The organism is Shigella sp. FC1661, from assembly GCF_001712525.1.
In the GTDB taxonomy this organism is placed as follows: Bacteria; Pseudomonadota; Gammaproteobacteria; order Enterobacterales; family Enterobacteriaceae; genus Escherichia; species Escherichia coli.
Window position 1 is genome coordinate 1 of record NZ_MDGW01000066.1, and the last position, 19,802, is coordinate 19,802.

The following is a 19,802-nucleotide window of genomic DNA, read 5'->3' on the forward strand; positions in this document are numbered from 1 at the left end:
GAACTGGGATACAGGGAGATAAAACAGACGATGCAACTGAGCAGGCTGACGCTGAGAAGTAAAAAGCCGGAGCTTGTGGAGCAAGAGCTGTGGGGTGTCTTACTGGCTTATAATCTGGTGAGATATCAGATGATTAAAATGGCGGAACATCTGAAAGGTTACTGGCCGAATCAACTGAGTTTCTCAGAATCATGCGGAATGGTGATGAGAATGCTGATGACATTGCAGGGCGCTTCACCGGGACGTATACCGGAGCTGATGCGCGATCTTGCAAGTATGGGACAACTTGTGAAATTACCGACGAGAAGGGAAAGGGCCTTCCCGAGAGTGGTAAAGGAGAGGCCCTGGAAATACCCCACAGCCCCGAAAAAGAGCCAGTCAGTTGCTTAACTGACTGGCATTACCCCCCTTTGAGACTATTTTAGCCACCAGCAAGAAACGTCTATACTCGCAATTTACGCAGAACTTTTGACGAAAGGACGCCACTTCATTATGGCTCACCCTCATTTATTAGCGGAAAGAATTTCCCGCCTGAGCAGTTCGTTGGAAAAGGGCTTTATGAACGTAGCCACGCCATCCGCTTGTGTTTATTAGCGGCATTAAGTGGTGAAAGTGTGTTCCTCCTTGGCCCGCCAGGTATTGCCAAAAGTTTGATCGCCCGGCGCTTAAAATTCGCCTTTCAGAATGCCCGCGCGTTTGAATATCTGATGACCCGCTTCTCCACGCCGGAAGAAGTTTTTGGTCCCCTTTCTATTCAGGCGCTAAAAGATGAAGGGCGCTATGAACGTTTAACCAGCGGTTACCTGCCGGAAGCAGAAATTGTCTTTCTGGATGAGATCTGGAAAGCGGGCCCGGCAATTCTTAATACCTTGCTCACCGCCATTAACGAGCGCCAGTTCCGCAACGGTGCACACGTAGAAAAAATCCCGATGCGTCTGCTGGTGGCGGCCTCCAACGAGCTGCCGGAAGCAGACAGCAGTCTGGAAGCGTTATATGACCGCATGCTGATTCGTCTGTGGTTAGATAAAGTGCAGGATAAAGCGAATTTCCGCTCCATGCTGACCAGTCAACAGGATGAAAACGACAATCCGGTTCCTGATGCCTTGCAGGTCACAGATGAAGAATATGAACGCTGGCAGAAAGAGATTGGTGAAATTACGCTGCCCGATCATGTATTTGAGCTGATTTTTATGCTGCGCCAGCAACTGGATAAATTACCGGATGCGCCTTATGTCTCGGATCGTCGCTGGAAAAAAGCGATCCGATTATTGCAGGCCAGCGCCTTTTTTAGCGGTCGCAGTGCTGTTGCCCCGGTAGATCTCATTTTGCTGAAAGATTGCCTGTGGTATGACGCGCAAAGCCTGAATTTGATACAACAACAAATTGATGTATTGATGACCGGTCACGCCTGGCAACAGCAAGGGATGTTGACCCGCCTGGGCGCGATTGTGCAACGTCACCTGCAACTTCAGCAGCAACAAAGCGATAAAACAGCCTTAACGGTAATTCGTCTGGGCGGCATTTTTAGCCGTCGTCAGCAGTATCAACTCCCTGTTAACGTTACTGCTTCCACTCTGACTCTGCTGCTGCAAAAACCGTTAAAACTGCATGATATGGAAGTGGTTCATATCTCCTTTGAGCGTAGCGCGCTGGAACAGTGGCTGAGTAAAGGTGGTGAAATTCGCGGCAAACTGAACGGTATCGGCTTTGCCCAGAAACTGAATCTGGAAGTTGATAGCACCCAACATCTTGTTGTACGCGATGTAAGTTTACAAGGCAGTACGCTGGCACTTCCCGGTTCATCGGCTGAAGGTCTGCCAGGTGAAATAAAACAACAACTGGAAGAGCTTGAAAGCGACTGGCGTAAGCAACACGCTTTATTCAGCGAACAGCAAAAATGTCTGTTTATCCCTGGCGACTGGTTAGGTCGCATTGAAGCCAGCCTACAGGATGTCGGTGCACAGATTCGCCAGGCACAACAATGCTAACGCTGGATACGCTTAATGTGATGCTGGCCGTCAGCGAAGAGGGATTGATCGAAGAGATGATCATCGCACTGCTGGCCTCACCGCAGCTGGCGGTCTTCTTTGAAAAATTCCCACGACTGAAGGCAGCAATCACTGATGATGTTCCCCGCTGGCGTGAGGCGCTGCGCAGTCGGCTGAAAGATGCCCGAGTCCCGCCAGAACTCACCGAAGAGGTGATGTGCTATCAGCAAAGCCAGCTCCTCTCCACGCCGCAGTTTATTGTGCAGCTACCACAGATCCTGGACTTACTGCATCGTCTGAATTCCCCATGGGCAGAACAAGCCCGGCAGTTGGTTGATGCTAACAGCACAATAACTTCAGCGTTACACACGCTTTTTCTCCAGCGCTGCGTTTAAGTCTGATCGTGCAAGCAACGACGTTAAATCAACAGCTATTAGAAGAAGAACGCGAACAACTGTTAAGTGAAGTTCAGGAACGCATGACGCTGAGCGGACAACTTGAACCGATTCTCGCAGATAACAATACCGCAGCTGGTCGTCTGTGGGATATGAGCGCCGGCCAGCTTAAACGTGGCGACTATCAGTTGATTGTGAAATACGGTGAATTTCTTAACGAACAGCCGGAACTGAAACGCCTGGCAGAGCAGCTGGGGCGTTCTCGGGAAGCCAAATCAATACCGCGCAACGATGCGCAGATGGAAACCTTCCGCACCATGGTGCGCGAACCGGCGACGGTTCCTGAGCAAGTTGATGGTCTGCAACAAAGCGATGATATTTTACGTCTCCTGCCGCCAGAACTGGCGACACTAGGGATAACGGAACTGGAGTATGAGTTTTACCGTCGGCTGGTGGAAAAACAGTTGCTCACCTATCGCCTGCACGGTGAGTCGTGGCGTGAAAAAGTGATCGAACGTCCGGTGGTACATAAAGATTACGATGAACAGCCGCGCGGGCCGTTTATTGTCTGTGTGGATGCTTCCGGCTCAATGGGCGGCTTTAATGAACAGTGTGCGAAAGCGTTCTGCCTGGCCTTGATGCGCATTGCTCTCGCAGAAAACCGGCGCTGCTATATTATGCTATTTTCCACCGAGATCGTCCGTTATGAGCTTTCAGGCCCACAAGGCATCGAACAAGCAATCCGTTTTTTAAGCCAGCAGTTTCGTGGCGGCACCGATCTTGCCAGTTGTTTTCGCGCCATTATGGAACGCTTGCAAAGCAGGGAATGGTTTGATGCCGATGCGGTGGTGATTTCTGATTTTATCGCTCAGCGGTTGCCTGACGACGTGACGAGTAAAGTGAAAGAGCTGCAGCGGGTACATCAGCATCGCTTTCATGCCGTGGCGATGTCGGCACACGGCAAACCCGGCATCATGCGCATTTTCGATCATATCTGGCGCTTTGATACCGGGATGCGAAGCCGCCTGCTCAGACGCTGGCGGCGATAAATTATTACAGCAGAGAAGGGACGCTCTCGCGAACAGCAGCTGGCCATACTCCACACTGAACCTGGCCGATATGCGGCAGTTGCAGCAGCAGCATAGTCAAACGAGACTGGCCGATACCGCCGCCGATGGTCTGCGGCATTTCACCGCGCAGCAGCGCCTGATGCCATTCCAGCTGCAGACGATCTTCATCACCGGTCAGCGCCAGCTGATGCTTCAGCGTGTCGGCATCCACGCGGATCCCCATGAAGAAAGCTCAAACGCATCTTCCAGTACAGGGTTCCACACCAGAATATCGCCGTTCAGACCCGCATGACCCAGCTCTGACGGGGTGCTCCAGTCATCATAATCCGGTGCGCGCAGTCGTGGCGATGACCATCGCTCAGCTTGCCGCCAATCCCGACAAGGAATACCGCGCCAAGATCTTTCGCTATCGCCCGCTCACGCCCTTTGGCATCGAGATCCGGATAACGAGACAGTAACTCCTGGCTGTGTACGAAGTGGATCTGATCCGGCAGGAACGGTGCCAGGCCAAACTCTTCGCTAACCGCAGCTTCGGTTGCTTTAATTCCCGCCCAGATCGCCTCTACCGTGCTTTTCAGAGTCGAGAATTGACGCTCACCGTCGCCCATTACGCGTTCCCAGTCCCACTGGTCTACATAGACCGAGTGCAACGGAGAAAGACGGTCTTCATCGGGGCGAAGGGCTTTCATGTGCGTGTACAGCCCTTCGCCCGCGCTGAAGTCGTGTTGCCCTAAGGTCTGACGTTTCCACTTCGCCAGTGAATGAACCACTTCGAACTGGGCATCAGGCAGAGCTTTCACTTTTACCTGCACCGCTTTTTCACAGCCCGACAAGTTATCCTGCGTGCCATCCCCCACACGGCTAAGAATCGGTGCCTGGACTTCGATCAGCCCCAGACATTCTTCCAGTTGACGAGAAAAGTGAGATTTCACGAAGCTAATTTGGCGTTGTTTGGCAATGTAAGCGGTTTTCATTTTTTATACTCCTGCGTCCTGTTGCTTATGATTAAGCAACAAAAACCGACACACATGCAATAATCATTCAATAAAAAGCCTAACACACTTTTGATTCATTAAAAAAGAAGGCTAAAATAGAATGAATCATCAATCTGCATAAGAAAATCCTATGGAAAATTATCTGATCGACAATCTGGACCGTGGAATCCTGGAAGCATTAATGGGCAATGCGCGCACCGCTTACGCCGAACTGGCGAAACAATTTGGCGTCAGTCCGGGGACGATTCACGTTCGGGTAGAGAAAATGAAGCAGGCGGGGATCATTACCGGGGCGCGTATTGATGTCAGCCCGAAGCAGCTCGGTTATGACGTAGGCTGCTTTATCGGCATTATATTAAAGAGCGCCAAAGACTACCCTTCCGCGCTGGCAAAGCTGGAAAGCCTTGATGAAGTCACTGAAGCCTATTACACAACAGGCCACTACAGCATCTTTATAAAAGTAATGTGCCGTTCGATCGACGCTCTCCAGCATGTACTTATCAACAAGATCCAAACAATTGATGAAATTCAGTCCACCGAGACATTGATCGTCCTGCAAAACCCGATCATGCGTACTATCAAGCCCTGATCGGCTTTTTTAATCCCATACTTTTCCACAGGTAGATCCCAACGCGTTCACAGCGTACAATACGCCACTCTTAATAAAGGTGGCGGTTTATGGCAGATATCACTCTTATCAGCGGCAGCACCCTCGGCGGTGCCGAATATGTAGCAGAACACTTGGCTGAAAAGCTGGAAGAGGCGGGTTTTACCACCGAAACGCTGCACGGTCCGCTGTTGGAAGATTTATCTGCCTCGGGGATCTGGCTGATTATCAGCTCCACCCACGGTGCCGGAGATATTCCGGACAACCTTTCTCCTTTCTATGAAGCATTGCAGGAACAGAAGCCCGATCTTTCTGCGGTCCGCTTTGGCGCAATCGGTATTGGTAGTCGTGAATATGACACCTTTTGTGGGGCTATCGATAAACTCGAGGCAGAACTCAAAAATTCCGGTGCAAAACAGACAGGCGAAACACTGAAGATCAACATTCTTGATCACGACATTCCGGAAGATCCGGCAGAAGAATGGCTGGGATCGTGGATTAATTTACTCAAATAAGTATACAGATCGTGCGATCTACTGTGGATAACTCTGTCAGGAAGCTTGGATCAACCGGTAGTTATCCAAGGAACAACGGTTGTTCAGTTTTTGAGTTGTGTATAACCCCTCATTCTGATCCCAGCTTATACGGTCCAGGATCACCGATCATTCACAGTTAATGATCCTTTCCAGGTTGTTGATCTTAAAAGCCGGATCCTTGTTATCCACAGGGCAGTGCGATCCTAATAAGAGATCACAATAGAACAGATCTCTAAATAAATAGATCTTCTTTTTAATACCCAGGATCCCAGGTCTTTCTCAAGCCGACAAAGTTGAGTAGAATCCACGGCCCGGGCTTCAATCCATTTTCATACCGCGTTATGCGAGGCAATCACCATGTTTTATCCGGATCCTTTTGACGTCATCATCATTGGCGGGGGTCATGCAGGCACCGAGGCCGCGATGGCCGCGGCGCGTATGGGTCAACAGACTCTGCTTTTGACACACAATATCGACACTCTGGGGCAGATGAGCTGCAACCCGGCGATCGGCGGTATTGGGAAGGGACATCTGGTAAAAGAAGTGGATGCACTCGGCGGTCTGATGGCGAAAGCGATCGATCAAGCGGGTATCCAGTTTAGGATACTAAACGCAAGCAAAGGACCGGCGGTTCGCGCTACCCGAGCTCAGGCGGATCGTGTGCTCTACCGTCAGGCGGTACGTACGGCGCTGGAGAACCAACCGAACCTGATGATCTTCCAGCAGGCGGTTGAAGATCTTATTGTCGAAAACGATCGAGTGGTCGGTGCTGTTACCCAAATGGGACTGAAGTTCCGTGCCAAAGCCGTCGTGCTCACCGTTGGGACGTTCCTCGACGGTAAAATTCATATCGGTCTGGATAATTACAGCGGTGGCCGTGCTGGTGATCCGCCGTCCATTCCGCTTTCTCGCCGTTTGCGTGAACTGCCGCTGCGCGTTGGTCGTCTGAAAACCGGGACACCACCGCGTATTGATGCTCGAACTATCGACTTTAGTGTGCTGGCGCAACAGCATGGCGGTAACCCAATGCCGGTATTCTCGTTTATGGGCAATGCGTCCCAGCATCCCCAGCAGGTGCCGTGTTATATCACTCATACCAACGAGAAAACCCATGATGTGATCCGCAGTAACCTCGATCGTAGCCCAATGTATGCAGGGGTGATCGAAGGTGTCGGCCCACGCTACTGCCCGTCGATCGAAGACAAAGTCATGCGCTTCGCCGACAGAAATCAGCATCAGATCTTCCTTGAACCGGAAGGACTGACCTCTAATGAAATTTATCCGAACGGTATCTCCACCAGCCTGCCGTTCGATGTGCAGATGCAAATCGTCCGCTCTATGCAGGGGATGGAAAACGCGAAGATCGTGCGTCCGGGTTATGCCATTGAGTATGACTTCTTCGATCCTCGCGACCTGAAACCGACGCTGGAGAGCAAGTTTATCCAGGGGCTGTTCTTTGCTGGTCAGATTAACGGCACTACCGGTTACGAAGAAGCCGCTGCGCAAGGTTTGCTGGCCGGTCTTAACGCTGCCCGTCTGTCTGCTGACAAAGAAGGTTGGGCTCCGGCACGTTCTCAGGCGTATCTCGGCGTACTAGTTGATGACCTGTGCACTTTAGGAACCAAAGAACCGTATCGTATGTTTACTTCGCGCGCAGAATATCGTCTGATGCTACGCGAAGATAATGCGGATTTGCGTTTGACTGAAATCGGTCGTGAACTGGGCCTGGTGGATGACGAACGTTGGGCGCGCTTTAACGAGAAACTTGAGAATATCGAGCGTGAGCGTCAGCGTCTGAAATCGACCTGGGTAACCCCGTCGGCGGAAGCTGCAGCCGAAGTGAATGCTCACCTGACTGCGCCGCTTTCCCGTGAAGCCAGTGGTGAAGATCTGCTGCGTCGTCCGGAAATGACTTATGAAAAATTAACCACGCTGACGCCGTTTGCCCCTGCGTTGACAGACGAACAGGCGGCGGAACAGGTTGAGATTCAGGTTAAATACGAAGGTTATATCGCGCGCCAGCAAGATGAGATCGAAAAGCAGCTGCGTAACGAGAACACCCTGCTACCCGCGACACTGGATTACCGCCAGGTATCCGGTCTTTCTAACGAAGTGATCGCCAAACTTAACGATCACAAACCAGCCTCTATCGGCCAAGCTTCGCGTATTTCTGGCGTCACGCCTGCGGCCATCTCCATTCTGCTGGTGTGGCTGAAAAAACAGGGTATGCTGCGTCGTAGCGCATAACGCATCAAGAACAGGTAATCACCGTGCTCAACAAACTCTCCTTACTGCTGAAAGACGCAGGTATTTCGCTTACCGATCACCAGAAAAACCAGCTTATTGCCTACGTGAATATGCTGCATAAATGGAACAAAGCGTACAACCTGACTTCGGTCCGCGATCCTAATGAGATGCTGGTACGCCATATTCTCGATAGCATTGTGGTGGCACCGTATCTGCAAGGTGAACGGTTTATCGATGTCGGCACCGGACCAGGACTGCCAGGCATTCCACTCTCTATCGTGCGTCCTGAAGCCCATTTCACTCTGTTGGATAGCCTTGGTAAACGCGTGCGTTTCCTTCGTCAGGTGCAACATGAGCTTAAACTGGAGAATATTGAACCAGTACAGAGCAGGGTAGAAGAGTTTCCTTCAGAGCCGCCATTTGATGGCGTAATTAGCCGCGCTTTTGCCTCTCTGAACGATATGGTGAGCTGGTGCCACCATCTTCCTGGTGAGCAAGGCCGTTTCTACGCGCTGAAAGGGCAAATGCCGGAAGATGAAATCGCTTTGTTGCCCGAAGAATATCAGGTCGAATCAGTGGTTAAACTTCAGGTTCCAGCCCTGGATGGCGAACGTCATCTGGTGGTGATTAAAGCAAATAAAATTTAATTTTTATCAAAAAAATCATAAAAAATTGACCGGTTAGACTGTTAACAACAACCAGGTTTTCTACTGATATAACTGGTTACATTTAACGCCACGTTCACTCTTTTGCATCAACAAGATAACGTGGCTTTTTTTGGTAAGCAGAAAATAAGTCATTAGTGAAAATATCAGTCTGCTAAAAATCGGCGCTAAGAACCATCATTGGCTGCTAAAACATTATTAAAAATGTCAATGGGTGGTTTTTGTTGTGTAAATGTCATTTATTAAAACAGTATCTGTTTTTAGACTGAAATATCATAAACTTGCAAAGGCATCATTTGCCAAGTAAATAAATATGCTGTGCGCGAACATGCGCAATATGTGATCTGAAGCACGCTTTATCACCAGTGTTTACGCGTTATTTACAGTTTTTCATGATCGAACAGGGTTAGCAGAAAAGTCGCAATTGTATGCACTGGAAAAATATTTAAACATTTATTCACCTTTTGGCTACTTATTGTTTGAAATCATGGGGGCGCGCCGTATAATTTGACCGCTTTTTGATGCTTGACTCTAAGCCTTAAAGAAAGTTTTATACGACACGCGGCATACCTCGAAGGGAGCAGGAGTGAAAAACGTGATGTCTGTGTCGCTCGTGAGTCGAAACGTTGCTCGGAAGCTTCTGCTCGTTCAGTTACTGGTGGTGATAGCAAGTGGATTGCTGTTCAGCCTCAAAGACCCCTTCTGGGGCGTCTCTGCAATAAGCGGGGGCCTGGCAGTCTTTCTGCCTAACGTTTTGTTTATGATATTTGCCTGGCGTCACCAGGCGCATACACCAGCGAAAGGCCGGGTGGCCTGGACATTCGCATTTGGCGAAGCTTTCAAAGTTCTGGCGATGTTGGTGTTACTGGTGGTGGCGTTGGCGGTTTTAAAGGCGGTATTCTTGCCGCTGATCGTTACGTGGGTTTTGGTGCTGGTGGTTCAGATACTGGCACCGGCTGTAATTAACAACAAAGGGTAAAAGGCATCATGGCTTCAGAAAATATGACGCCGCAGGATTACATAGGACACCACCTGAATAACCTTCAGCTGGACCTGCGTACATTCTCGCTGGTGGATCCACAAAACCCCCCAGCCACCTTCTGGACAATCAATATTGACTCCATGTTCTTCTCGGTGGTGCTGGGTCTGTTGTTCCTGGTTTTATTCCGTAGCGTAGCCAAAAAGGCGACCAGCGGTGTGCCAGGTAAGTTTCAGACCGCGATTGAGCTGGTGATCGGCTTTGTTAATGGTAGCGTGAAAGACATGTACCATGGCAAAAGCAAGCTGATTGCTCCGCTGGCCCTGACGATCTTCGTCTGGGTATTCCTGATGAACCTGATGGATTTACTGCCTATCGACCTGCTGCCGTACATTGCTGAACATGTACTGGGTCTGCCTGCACTGCGTGTGGTTCCGTCTGCGGACGTGAACGTAACGCTGTCTATGGCATTGGGCGTATTTATCCTGATTCTGTTCTACAGCATCAAAATGAAAGGCATCGGCGGCTTCACGAAAGAGTTGACGCTGCAGCCGTTCAATCACTGGGCGTTCATTCCTGTCAACTTAATCCTTGAAGGGGTAAGCCTGCTGTCCAAACCAGTTTCACTCGGTTTGCGACTGTTCGGTAACATGTATGCCGGTGAGCTGATTTTCATTCTGATTGCTGGTCTGTTGCCGTGGTGGTCACAGTGGATCCTGAATGTGCCGTGGGCCATTTTCCACATCCTGATCATTACGCTGCAAGCCTTCATCTTCATGGTTCTGACGATCGTCTATCTGTCGATGGCGTCTGAAGAACATTAATTTACCAACACTACTACGTTTTAACTGAAACAAACTGGAGACTGTCATGGAAAACCTGAATATGGATCTGCTGTACATGGCTGCCGCTGTGATGATGGGTCTGGCGGCAATCGGTGCTGCGATCGGTATCGGCATCCTCGGGGGTAAATTCTTGGAAGGCGCAGCGCGTCAACCTGATCTGATTCCTCTGCTGCGTACTCAGTTCTTTATCGTTATGGGTCTGGTGGATGCTATCCCGATGATCGCTGTAGGTCTGGGTCTGTACGTGATGTTCGCTGTCGCGTAGTAAGCGTTGCTTTTATTTAAAGAGCAATATCAGAACGTTAACTAAATAGAGGCATTGTGCTGTGAATCTTAACGCAACAATCCTCGGCCAGGCCATCGCGTTTGTCCTGTTCGTTCTGTTCTGCATGAAGTACGTATGGCCGCCATTAATGGCAGCCATCGAAAAACGTCAAAAAGAAATTGCTGACGGCCTTGCTTCCGCAGAACGAGCACATAAGGACCTTGACCTTGCAAAGGCCAGCGCGACCGACCAGCTGAAAAAAGCGAAAGCGGAAGCCCAGGTAATCATCGAGCAGGCGAACAAACGCCGCTCGCAGATTCTGGACGAAGCGAAAGCTGAGGCAGAACAGGAACGTACTAAAATCGTGGCCCAGGCGCAGGCAGAAATTGAAGCCGAGCGTAAACGTGCCCGTGAAGAGCTGCGTAAGCAAGTTGCTATCCTGGCTGTTGCTGGCGCCGAGAAGATCATCGAACGTTCCGTGGATGAAGCTGCTAACAGCGACATCGTGGATAAACTTGTCGCTGAACTGTAAGGAGGGAGGGGCTGATGTCTGAATTTATTACGGTAGCTCGCCCCTACGCCAAAGCAGCTTTTGACTTTGCCGTCGAACACCAAAGTGTAGAACGCTGGCAGGACATGCTGGCGTTTGCCGCCGAGGTAACCAAAAACGAACAAATGGCAGAGCTTCTCTCTGGCGCGCTTGCGCCAGAAACGCTCGCCGAGTCGTTTATCGCAGTTTGTGGTGAGCAACTGGACGAAAACGGTCAGAACCTGATTCGGGTAATGGCTGAAAATGGTCGTCTTAACGCGCTCCCGGATGTTCTGGAGCAGTTTATTCACCTTCGTGCCGTGAGTGAGGCTACCGCTGAGGTAGACGTCATTTCCGCTGCCGCACTGAGTGAACAACAGCTCGCGAAAATTTCTGCTGCGATGGAAAAACGTCTGTCACGCAAAGTTAAGCTGAATTGCAAAATCGATAAGTCTGTAATGGCAGGCGTTATCATCCGAGCGGGTGATATGGTCATTGACGGCAGCGTACGCGGTCGTCTTGAGCGCCTTGCAGACGTCTTGCAGTCTTAAGGGGACTGGAGCATGCAACTGAATTCCACCGAAATCAGCGAACTGATCAAGCAGCGCATTGCTCAGTTCAATGTTGTGAGTGAAGCTCACAACGAAGGTACTATTGTTTCTGTAAGTGACGGTGTTATCCGCATTCACGGCCTGGCCGATTGTATGCAGGGTGAAATGATCTCCCTGCCGGGTAACCGTTACGCTATCGCACTGAACCTCGAGCGCGACTCTGTAGGTGCGGTTGTTATGGGTCCGTACGCTGACCTTGCCGAAGGCATGAAAGTTAAGTGTACTGGCCGTATCCTGGAAGTTCCGGTTGGCCGTGGCCTGCTGGGCCGTGTGGTTAACACTCTGGGTGCACCAATCGACGGTAAAGGTCCGCTGGATCACGACGGCTTCTCTGCTGTAGAAGCAATCGCTCCGGGCGTTATCGAACGTCAGTCCGTAGATCAGCCGGTACAGACCGGTTATAAAGCCGTTGACTCCATGATCCCAATCGGTCGTGGTCAGCGTGAATTGATCATCGGTGACCGTCAGACAGGTAAAACCGCACTGGCTATCGATGCCATCATCAACCAGCGCGATTCCGGTATCAAATGTATCTATGTCGCTATCGGCCAGAAAGCGTCCACCATTTCTAACGTGGTACGTAAACTGGAAGAGCACGGCGCACTGGCTAACACCATCGTTGTGGTAGCAACCGCGTCTGAATCCGCTGCACTGCAATACCTGGCACCGTATGCCGGTTGCGCAATGGGCGAATACTTCCGTGACCGCGGTGAAGATGCGCTGATCATTTACGATGACCTGTCTAAACAGGCTGTTGCTTACCGTCAGATCTCCCTGCTGCTCCGTCGTCCGCCAGGACGTGAAGCATTCCCGGGCGACGTTTTCTACCTCCACTCTCGTCTGCTGGAGCGTGCTGCACGTGTTAACGCCGAATACGTTGAAGCCTTCACCAAAGGTGAAGTGAAAGGGAAAAACGGTTCTCTGACCGCACTGCCGATTATCGAAACTCAGGCGGGTGACGTTTCTGCGTTCGTTCCGACCAACGTAATCTCCATTACCGATGGTCAGATCTTCCTGGAAACCAACCTGTTCAACGCCGGTATTCGTCCTGCGGTTAACCCGGGTATTTCCGTATCCCGTGTTGGTGGTGCAGCACAGACCAAGATCATGAAAAAACTGTCCGGTGGTATCCGTACCGCTCTGGCACAGTATCGTGAACTGGCAGCGTTCTCTCAGTTTGCATCCGACCTTGACGATGCAACACGTAAGCAGCTTGACCACGGTCAGAAAGTGACCGAACTGCTGAAACAGAAACAGTATGCGCCGATGTCCGTTGCGCAGCAGTCTCTGGTTCTGTTCGCAGCAGAACGTGGTTACCTGGCGGATGTTGAACTGTCGAAAATTGGCAGCTTCGAAGCCGCTCTGCTGGCTTACGTCGACCGTGATCACGCTCCGTTGATGCAAGAGATCAACCAGACCGGTGGCTACAACGACGAAATCGAAGGCAAACTGAAAGGCATCCTCGATTCCTTCAAAGCAACCCAATCCTGGTAACGTCTGGCGGCTTGCCTTAGGGCAGGCCGCAAGGCATTGAGGAGAAGCTCATGGCCGGCGCAAAAGAGATACGTAGTAAGATCGCAAGCGTCCAGAACACGCAAAAGATCACTAAAGCGATGGAGATGGTCGCCGCTTCCAAAATGCGTAAATCGCAGGATCGCATGGCGGCCAGCCGTCCTTATGCAGAAACCATGCGCAAAGTGATTGGTCACCTTGCACATGGTAATCTGGAATATAAGCACCCTTACCTGGAAGACCGCGACGTTAAACGCGTGGGCTACCTGGTGGTGTCGACCGACCGTGGTTTGTGCGGTGGTTTGAACATTAACCTGTTCAAAAAACTGCTGGCGGAAATGAAGACCTGGACCGACAAAGGCGTTCAATGCGATCTCGCAATGATCGGCTCGAAAGGCGTGTCGTTCTTCAACTCCGTGGGCGGCAATGTTGTTGCCCAGGTCACCGGCATGGGGGATAACCCTTCCCTGTCCGAACTGATCGGTCCGGTAAAAGTGATGTTGCAGGCCTACGACGAAGGCCGTCTGGACAAGCTTTACATTGTCAGCAACAAATTTATTAACACCATGTCTCAGGTTCCGACCATCAGCCAGCTGCTGCCGTTACCGGCATCAGATGATGATGATCTGAAACATAAATCCTGGGATTACCTGTACGAACCCGATCCGAAGGCGTTGCTGGATACCCTGCTGCGTCGTTATGTCGAATCTCAGGTTTATCAGGGCGTGGTTGAAAACCTGGCCAGCGAGCAGGCCGCCCGTATGGTGGCGATGAAAGCCGCGACCGACAATGGCGGCAGCCTGATTAAAGAGCTGCAGTTGGTATACAACAAAGCTCGTCAGGCCAGCATTACTCAGGAACTCACCGAGATCGTCTCGGGGGCCGCCGCGGTTTAAACAGGTTATTTCGTAGAGGATTTAAGATGGCTACTGGAAAGATTGTCCAGGTAATCGGCGCCGTAGTTGACGTCGAATTCCCTCAGGATGCCGTACCGCGCGTGTACGATGCTCTTGAGGTGCAAAATGGTAATGAGCATCTGGTGCTGGAAGTTCAGCAGCAGCTCGGCGGCGGTATCGTGCGTACCATCGCAATGGGTTCCTCCGACGGTCTGCGTCGCGGTCTGGATGTAAAAGACCTCGAACACCCGATCGAAGTCCCGGTAGGTAAAGCGACTCTGGGCCGTATCATGAACGTACTGGGTGAACCGGTCGACATGAAAGGCGAGATCGGTGAAGAAGAGCGTTGGGCGATTCACCGCGCAGCACCTTCCTACGAAGAGCTGTCAAACTCTCAGGAACTGCTGGAAACCGGTATCAAAGTTATCGACCTGATGTGTCCGTTCGCTAAGGGCGGTAAAGTTGGTCTGTTCGGTGGTGCGGGTGTAGGTAAAACCGTAAACATGATGGAGCTCATTCGTAACATCGCGATCGAGCACTCCGGTTACTCTGTGTTTGCGGGCGTAGGTGAACGTACTCGTGAGGGTAACGACTTCTACCACGAAATGACCGACTCCAACGTTATCGACAAAGTATCCCTGGTGTATGGCCAGATGAACGAGCCGCCGGGAAACCGTCTGCGCGTTGCTCTGACCGGTCTGACCATGGCTGAGAAATTCCGTGACGAAGGTCGTGACGTTCTGCTGTTCGTTGACAACATCTATCGTTACACCCTGGCCGGTACGGAAGTATCCGCACTGCTGGGCCGTATGCCTTCAGCGGTAGGTTATCAGCCGACCCTGGCGGAAGAGATGGGCGTTCTGCAGGAACGTATCACCTCCACCAAAACTGGTTCTATCACCTCCGTACAGGCGGTATACGTACCTGCGGATGACTTGACTGACCCGTCTCCGGCAACCACCTTTGCGCACCTTGACGCAACCGTGGTACTGAGCCGTCAGATCGCGTCTCTGGGTATCTACCCGGCCGTTGACCCGCTGGACTCCACCAGCCGTCAGCTGGACCCGCTGGTGGTTGGTCAGGAACACTACGACACCGCGCGTGGCGTTCAGTCCATCCTGCAACGTTATCAGGAACTGAAAGACATCATCGCCATCCTGGGTATGGATGAACTGTCTGAAGAAGACAAACTGGTGGTAGCGCGTGCTCGTAAGATCCAGCGCTTCCTGTCCCAGCCGTTCTTCGTGGCAGAAGTATTCACCGGTTCTCCGGGTAAATACGTCTCCCTGAAAGACACCATCCGTGGCTTTAAAGGCATCATGGAAGGCGAATACGATCACCTGCCGGAGCAGGCGTTCTACATGGTCGGTTCCATCGAAGAAGCTGTGGAAAAAGCCAAAAAACTTTAACGCCTTAATCGGAGGGTGATATGGCAATGACTTACCACCTGGACGTCGTCAGCGCAGAGCAACAAATGTTCTCTGGTCTGGTCGAGAAAATCCAGGTAACGGGTAGCGAAGGTGAACTGGGGATCTACCCTGGCCACGCACCGCTGCTCACCGCCATTAAGCCTGGTATGATTCGCATCGTGAAACAGCACGGTCACGAAGAGTTTATCTATCTGTCTGGCGGCATTCTTGAAGTGCAGTCTGGCAACGTGACCGTTCTGGCCGACACCGCAATTCGCGGCCAGGATCTCGACGAAGCGCGAGCCATGGAAGCGAAACGTAAGGCTGAAGAGCACATTAGCAGCTCTCACGGCGACGTAGATTACGCTCAGGCGTCTGCGGAACTGGCCAAAGCGATCGCGCAGCTGCGCGTTATCGAGTTGACCAAAAAAGCGATGTAACACCGGCTTGAAAAGCACAAAAGCCAGTCTGGAAACAGGCTGGTTTTTTTTTACGCGTGATCCGTCCTGAAGAGCGTTCACATAGATCCTGCTGATATAAAACACCCCTGTTTTCCCGTTTATTCATTGATCGAAATAAGAGCAAAAACATCCACCTGACGCTTAAATGAAGGTACTGCCTTAATTTTCTGCAGACAAAAGGCGTGACGATGGTCGAAAATGGCACTTTCGTCAGCGGGGATAATCCGTTATTGAACAATTTATCCTCTGTCCATTTCACGATGAAAAAAATGTAGTTTTTTCAAGGTGAAGCGGTTTAAATTCGTTCTCAAATTACAGTCAGGACGCGTATGTTGAATAATGCTATGAGCGTAGTGATCCTTGCCGCAGGCAAAGGCACGCGCATGTATTCCGATCTTCCGAAAGTGCTGCATACCCTTGCCGGGAAAGCGATGGTTCAGCATGTCATTGATGCTGCGAATGAATTAGGCGCAGCGCACGTTCACCTGGTGTACGGTCACGGCGGCGATCTGCTTAAACAGGCGCTGAAAGACGACAACCTTAACTGGGTGCTTCAGGCAGAGCAGCTGGGTACGGGTCATGCAATGCAGCAGGCCGCACCTTTCTTTGCCGATGATGAAGACATTTTAATGCTCTACGGCGACGTGCCGCTGATCTCTGTCGAAACACTCCAGCGCCTGCGTGATGCTAAACCGCAGGGTGGCATTGGTCTGCTGACGGTGAAACTGGATGATCCGACCGGTTATGGACGTATCACCCGTGAAAATGGCAAAGTTACCGGCATTGTTGAGCACAAAGATGCCACCGACGAGCAGCGTCAGATTCAGGAGATCAACACCGGCATTCTGATCGCTAACGGCGCAGATATGAAACGCTGGCTGGCGAAGCTGACCAACAATAATGCTCAGGGCGAATACTACATCACCGACATTATTGCGCTGGCGTATCAGGAAGGGCGTGAAATCGTCGCCGTTCATCCGCAACGTTTAAGCGAAGTAGAAGGTGTGAATAACCGCCTGCAACTCTCCCGTCTGGAGCGCGTTTACCAGTCCGAACAGGCTGAAAAACTGCTGTTAGCAGGCGTTATGCTGCGCGATCCGGCGCGTTTTTATCTGCGCGGTACGCTTACTCACGGGCGCGATGTTGAAATTGATACTAACGTTATCATCGAGGGCAACGTGACTCTCGGTCATCGCGTGAAAATCGGCACCGGTTGCGTGATTAAAAACAGCGTGATTGGCGATGATTGCGAAATCAGTCCGTATACCGTTGTGGAAGACGTGAATCTGGCAGCGGCCTGTACTATTGGCCCGTTTGCCCGTCTGCGTCCTGGTGCTGAGTTGCTGGAAGGTGCACACGTCGGTAACTTTGTTGAGATGAAAAAAGCGCGTCTGGGTAAAGGCTCGAAAGCTGGTCATCTGACTTACCTGGGCGATGCGGAAATTGGCGATAACGTTAACATCGGCGCGGGAACCATTACCTGCAACTACGATGGTGCGAATAAATTTAAGACCATTATCGGCGACGATGTGTTTGTCGGTTCCGACACTCAGCTGGTGGCCCCGGTAACAGTAGGCAAAGGCGCGACCATTGCTGCGGGTACAACTGTGACGCGTAATGTCGGCGAAAATGCATTAGCTATCAGCCGTGTGCCGCAGACTCAGAAAGAAGGCTGGCGTCGTCCGGTAAAGAAAAAGTAATTCTGGCCGGGTAATCCGGTCATCTGGGATGAGGAGATAACATAATCTCCCTCCCACAAGCAGTAACTATAAAAATAACCCCACTCTCTACAAGGCTCGGGGCGCCCGAAAAAACGGGCATACAGGTTGACCGACAACGATATAAATCGGAATCAAAAACTATGTGTGGAATTGTTGGCGCGATCGCGCAACGTGATGTAGCAGAAATCCTTCTTGAAGGTTTACGTCGTCTGGAATACCGCGGATATGACTCTGCCGGTCTGGCCGTTGTTGATGCGGAAGGTCATATGACCCGCCTGCGTCGCCTCGGTAAAGTCCAGATGCTGGCTCAGGCAGCGGAAGAACATCCTCTGCATGGCGGCACCGGTATTGCTCACACTCGCTGGGCGACCCACGGTGAACCTTCAGAAGCTAACGCGCATCCGCATGTTTCTGAACACATTATGGTGGTGCATAACGGCATCATCGAAAACCATGAACCGCTGCGTGAAGAGTTAAAAGCGCGTGGCTATACCTTCGTTTCTGAAACCGACACCGAAGTGATTGCCCATCTGGTGAACTGGGAGCTGAAACAAGGCGGGACTCTGCGTGAGGCTGTTCTGCGTGCTATCCCGCAGCTGCGCGGTGCGTACGGTACAGTGATCATGGACTCCCGTCACCCGGATACCCTGCTGGCGGCACGTTCTGGTAGTCCGCTGGTGATTGGCCTGGGTATGGGCGAAAACTTTATCGCTTCTGACCAGCTGGCGCTGCTGCCGGTGACCCGTCGCTTTATCTTCCTTGAAGAGGGCGATATTGCGGAAATTACTCGCCGTTCGGTAAACATCTTCGATAAAACTGGCGCGGAAGTAAAACGTCAGGATATCGAATCCAATCTGCAATATGACGCGGGCGATAAAGGTATTTACCGTCACTACATGCAGAAAGAGATCTACGAACAGCCGAACGCGATCAAAAACACCCTTACCGGGCGCATCAGCCACGGTCAGGTTGATTTAAGCGAGCTGGGACCGAACGCCGACGAACTGCTGTCGAAGGTTGAGCATATTCAGATCCTCGCCTGTGGTACTTCTTATAACTCCGGTATGGTTTCCCGCTACTGGTTTGAATCGCTGGCAGGTATTCCGTGCGACGTCGAAATCGCCTCTGAATTCCGCTATCGTAAATCTGCCGTGCGTCGTAACAGCCTGATGATCACCTTGTCACAGTCTGGCGAAACCGCGGATACCCTGGCGGGCCTGCGTCTGTTGAAAGAGCTGGGTTACCTTGGTTCGCTGGCAATCTGTAACGTTCCGGGTTCTTCTCTGGTGCGCGAATCCGATCTGGCGCTGATGACCAACGCGGGTACGGAAATCGGCGTGGCGTCCACTAAAGCATTCACCACTCAGTTAACTGTGCTGTTGATGCTGGTGGCGAAGCTGTCTCGCCTGAAAGGTCTGGATGCCTCCATTGAACATGACATTGTGCATGGTCTGCAGGCGCTGCCGAGCCGTATTGAGCAGATGCTATCTCAGGACAAACGCATTGAAGCTCTGGCAGAAGATTTCTCTGACAAACATCACGCACTGTTCCTGGGCCGTGGCGATCAGTACCCAATCGCACTGGAAGGCGCATTGAAGCTGAAAGAGATCTCCTACATTCACGCTGAAGCCTACGCTGCTGGCGAGCTGAAACACGGCCCGCTGGCGCTGATTGACGCGGATATGCCGGTTATCGTCGTTGCACCGAACAACGAACTGTTGGAAAAACTGAAATCCAACATTGAAGAAGTTCGCGCGCGTGGCGGTCAGTTGTATGTCTTCGCCGATCAGGATGCGGGTTTTGTAAGTAGCGATAACATGCACATCATCGAGATGCCGCATGTGGAAGAGGTGATTGCACCGATCTTCTACACCGTTCCGCTGCAGCTGCTGGCTTACCATGTCGCGCTGATCAAAGGCACCGACGTTGACCAGCCGCGTAACTTGGCAAAATCGGTTACGGTTGAGTAATCACTATCATAGATAAAAAAGGGCTTGTGGGCGGACAATAAAGTCTTAAACTGAACAAAATAGATCTAAACTATGACAATAAAGTCTTAAACTAGACAGAA

Annotated in this window: 15 protein-coding genes and 4 pseudogenes; 18 read left to right on the forward strand and 1 reads right to left on the reverse strand. The window is 51.3% G+C overall.

The window, feature by feature from the left end:
• The 3 pseudogenes from BFF42_RS04935 to viaA all read left to right on the forward strand — a co-directional run.
• A pseudogene (locus BFF42_RS04935) lies at positions 1–390 on the forward strand (IS4 family transposase); the annotation flags it as partial.
• A gap of 102 nt (positions 391–492) precedes the next feature.
• Positions 493–1,988: pseudogene (gene ravA / locus BFF42_RS04940) on the forward strand (ATPase RavA).
• Positions 1,982–3,432: pseudogene (gene viaA, locus BFF42_RS04945) on the forward strand (ATPase RavA stimulator ViaA). The pseudogenes ravA and viaA overlap by 7 nt, the downstream one beginning before the upstream one ends.
• 4 nt (positions 3,433–3,436) lie before the next feature.
• On the opposite strand, the pseudogene asnA reads toward viaA, so the two are convergent.
• Positions 3,437–4,427 (reverse strand): annotated as a pseudogene (gene asnA / locus BFF42_RS04950) (aspartate--ammonia ligase).
• A gap of 151 nt (positions 4,428–4,578) precedes the next feature.
• Here asnA and asnC point away from each other — a divergent pair.
• From asnC to glmS, 15 genes are all read left to right on the forward strand, one after another.
• Entirely contained in the window at positions 4,579–5,037 is a 459-nt protein-coding gene (asnC, locus tag BFF42_RS04955; RefSeq protein WP_000432970.1) for a transcriptional regulator AsnC, read from the forward strand.
• 89 nt (positions 5,038–5,126) lie between these two features.
• The gene (mioC, locus tag BFF42_RS04960; RefSeq protein ID WP_000763731.1) at positions 5,127–5,570 is read left to right on the forward strand and encodes an FMN-binding protein MioC; all 444 of its coding nucleotides are present in this window, start codon (positions 5,127–5,129) and stop codon (positions 5,568–5,570) included.
• Between the two features lie 378 nt (positions 5,571–5,948).
• Complete coding sequence (mnmG, locus tag BFF42_RS04965; protein ID WP_000499808.1) at positions 5,949–7,838, forward strand: tRNA uridine-5-carboxymethylaminomethyl(34) synthesis enzyme MnmG; 1,890 nt, start codon at positions 5,949–5,951, stop codon at positions 7,836–7,838.
• A gap of 23 nt (positions 7,839–7,861) precedes the next feature.
• Positions 7,862–8,485 carry a 16S rRNA (guanine(527)-N(7))-methyltransferase RsmG gene (gene rsmG, locus BFF42_RS04970; RefSeq protein WP_000932839.1) on the forward strand — a complete coding sequence of 208 codons (624 nt, stop codon included), beginning with the start codon at positions 7,862–7,864 and terminating at the stop codon, positions 8,483–8,485.
• 616 nt (positions 8,486–9,101) lie between these two features.
• The gene (atpI, locus tag BFF42_RS04975) at positions 9,102–9,482 is read left to right on the forward strand and encodes a F0F1 ATP synthase subunit I (protein WP_000116695.1); all 381 of its coding nucleotides are present in this window, start codon (positions 9,102–9,104) and stop codon (positions 9,480–9,482) included.
• An 8-nt stretch (positions 9,483–9,490) separates the two neighbouring features.
• Positions 9,491–10,306: a F0F1 ATP synthase subunit A gene (gene atpB, locus BFF42_RS04980; RefSeq protein WP_000135625.1), complete on the forward strand. Its 816-nt coding sequence runs from the start codon at positions 9,491–9,493 to the stop codon at positions 10,304–10,306.
• Between the two features lie 46 nt (positions 10,307–10,352).
• The gene (atpE, locus tag BFF42_RS04985) at positions 10,353–10,592 is read left to right on the forward strand and encodes a F0F1 ATP synthase subunit C (RefSeq protein WP_000429386.1); all 240 of its coding nucleotides are present in this window, start codon (positions 10,353–10,355) and stop codon (positions 10,590–10,592) included.
• Between the two features lie 61 nt (positions 10,593–10,653).
• Positions 10,654–11,124 (forward strand): F0F1 ATP synthase subunit B, encoded by a 471-nt coding sequence (gene atpF / locus BFF42_RS04990; protein ID WP_001052219.1) that lies wholly within the window; start codon positions 10,654–10,656, stop codon positions 11,122–11,124.
• A 14-nt stretch (positions 11,125–11,138) separates the two neighbouring features.
• Positions 11,139–11,672: a F0F1 ATP synthase subunit delta gene (gene atpH / locus BFF42_RS04995; RefSeq protein WP_001288587.1), complete on the forward strand. Its 534-nt coding sequence runs from the start codon at positions 11,139–11,141 to the stop codon at positions 11,670–11,672.
• Positions 11,673–11,684: 12 nt separating this feature from the next.
• A complete protein-coding gene (gene atpA, locus BFF42_RS05000) occupies positions 11,685–13,226 on the forward strand; it encodes a F0F1 ATP synthase subunit alpha (protein WP_001176742.1) in 1,542 nt (513 codons plus the stop codon).
• Between the two features lie 50 nt (positions 13,227–13,276).
• The gene (gene atpG, locus BFF42_RS05005; protein ID WP_000896498.1) at positions 13,277–14,140 is read left to right on the forward strand and encodes a F0F1 ATP synthase subunit gamma; all 864 of its coding nucleotides are present in this window, start codon (positions 13,277–13,279) and stop codon (positions 14,138–14,140) included.
• A 26-nt stretch (positions 14,141–14,166) separates the two neighbouring features.
• Positions 14,167–15,549 carry a F0F1 ATP synthase subunit beta gene (atpD, locus tag BFF42_RS05010; protein WP_039060433.1) on the forward strand — a complete coding sequence of 461 codons (1,383 nt, stop codon included), beginning with the start codon at positions 14,167–14,169 and terminating at the stop codon, positions 15,547–15,549.
• A gap of 20 nt (positions 15,550–15,569) precedes the next feature.
• Complete coding sequence (locus BFF42_RS05015) at positions 15,570–15,989, forward strand: F0F1 ATP synthase subunit epsilon (protein ID WP_001251973.1); 420 nt, start codon at positions 15,570–15,572, stop codon at positions 15,987–15,989.
• A gap of 350 nt (positions 15,990–16,339) precedes the next feature.
• A complete protein-coding gene (gene glmU, locus BFF42_RS05025) occupies positions 16,340–17,710 on the forward strand; it encodes a bifunctional UDP-N-acetylglucosamine diphosphorylase/glucosamine-1-phosphate N-acetyltransferase GlmU (protein ID WP_000933747.1) in 1,371 nt (456 codons plus the stop codon).
• A gap of 161 nt (positions 17,711–17,871) precedes the next feature.
• The gene (glmS, locus tag BFF42_RS05030; protein WP_000334044.1) at positions 17,872–19,701 is read left to right on the forward strand and encodes a glutamine--fructose-6-phosphate transaminase (isomerizing); all 1,830 of its coding nucleotides are present in this window, start codon (positions 17,872–17,874) and stop codon (positions 19,699–19,701) included.
• Positions 19,702–19,802 lie beyond the last annotated feature (101 nt).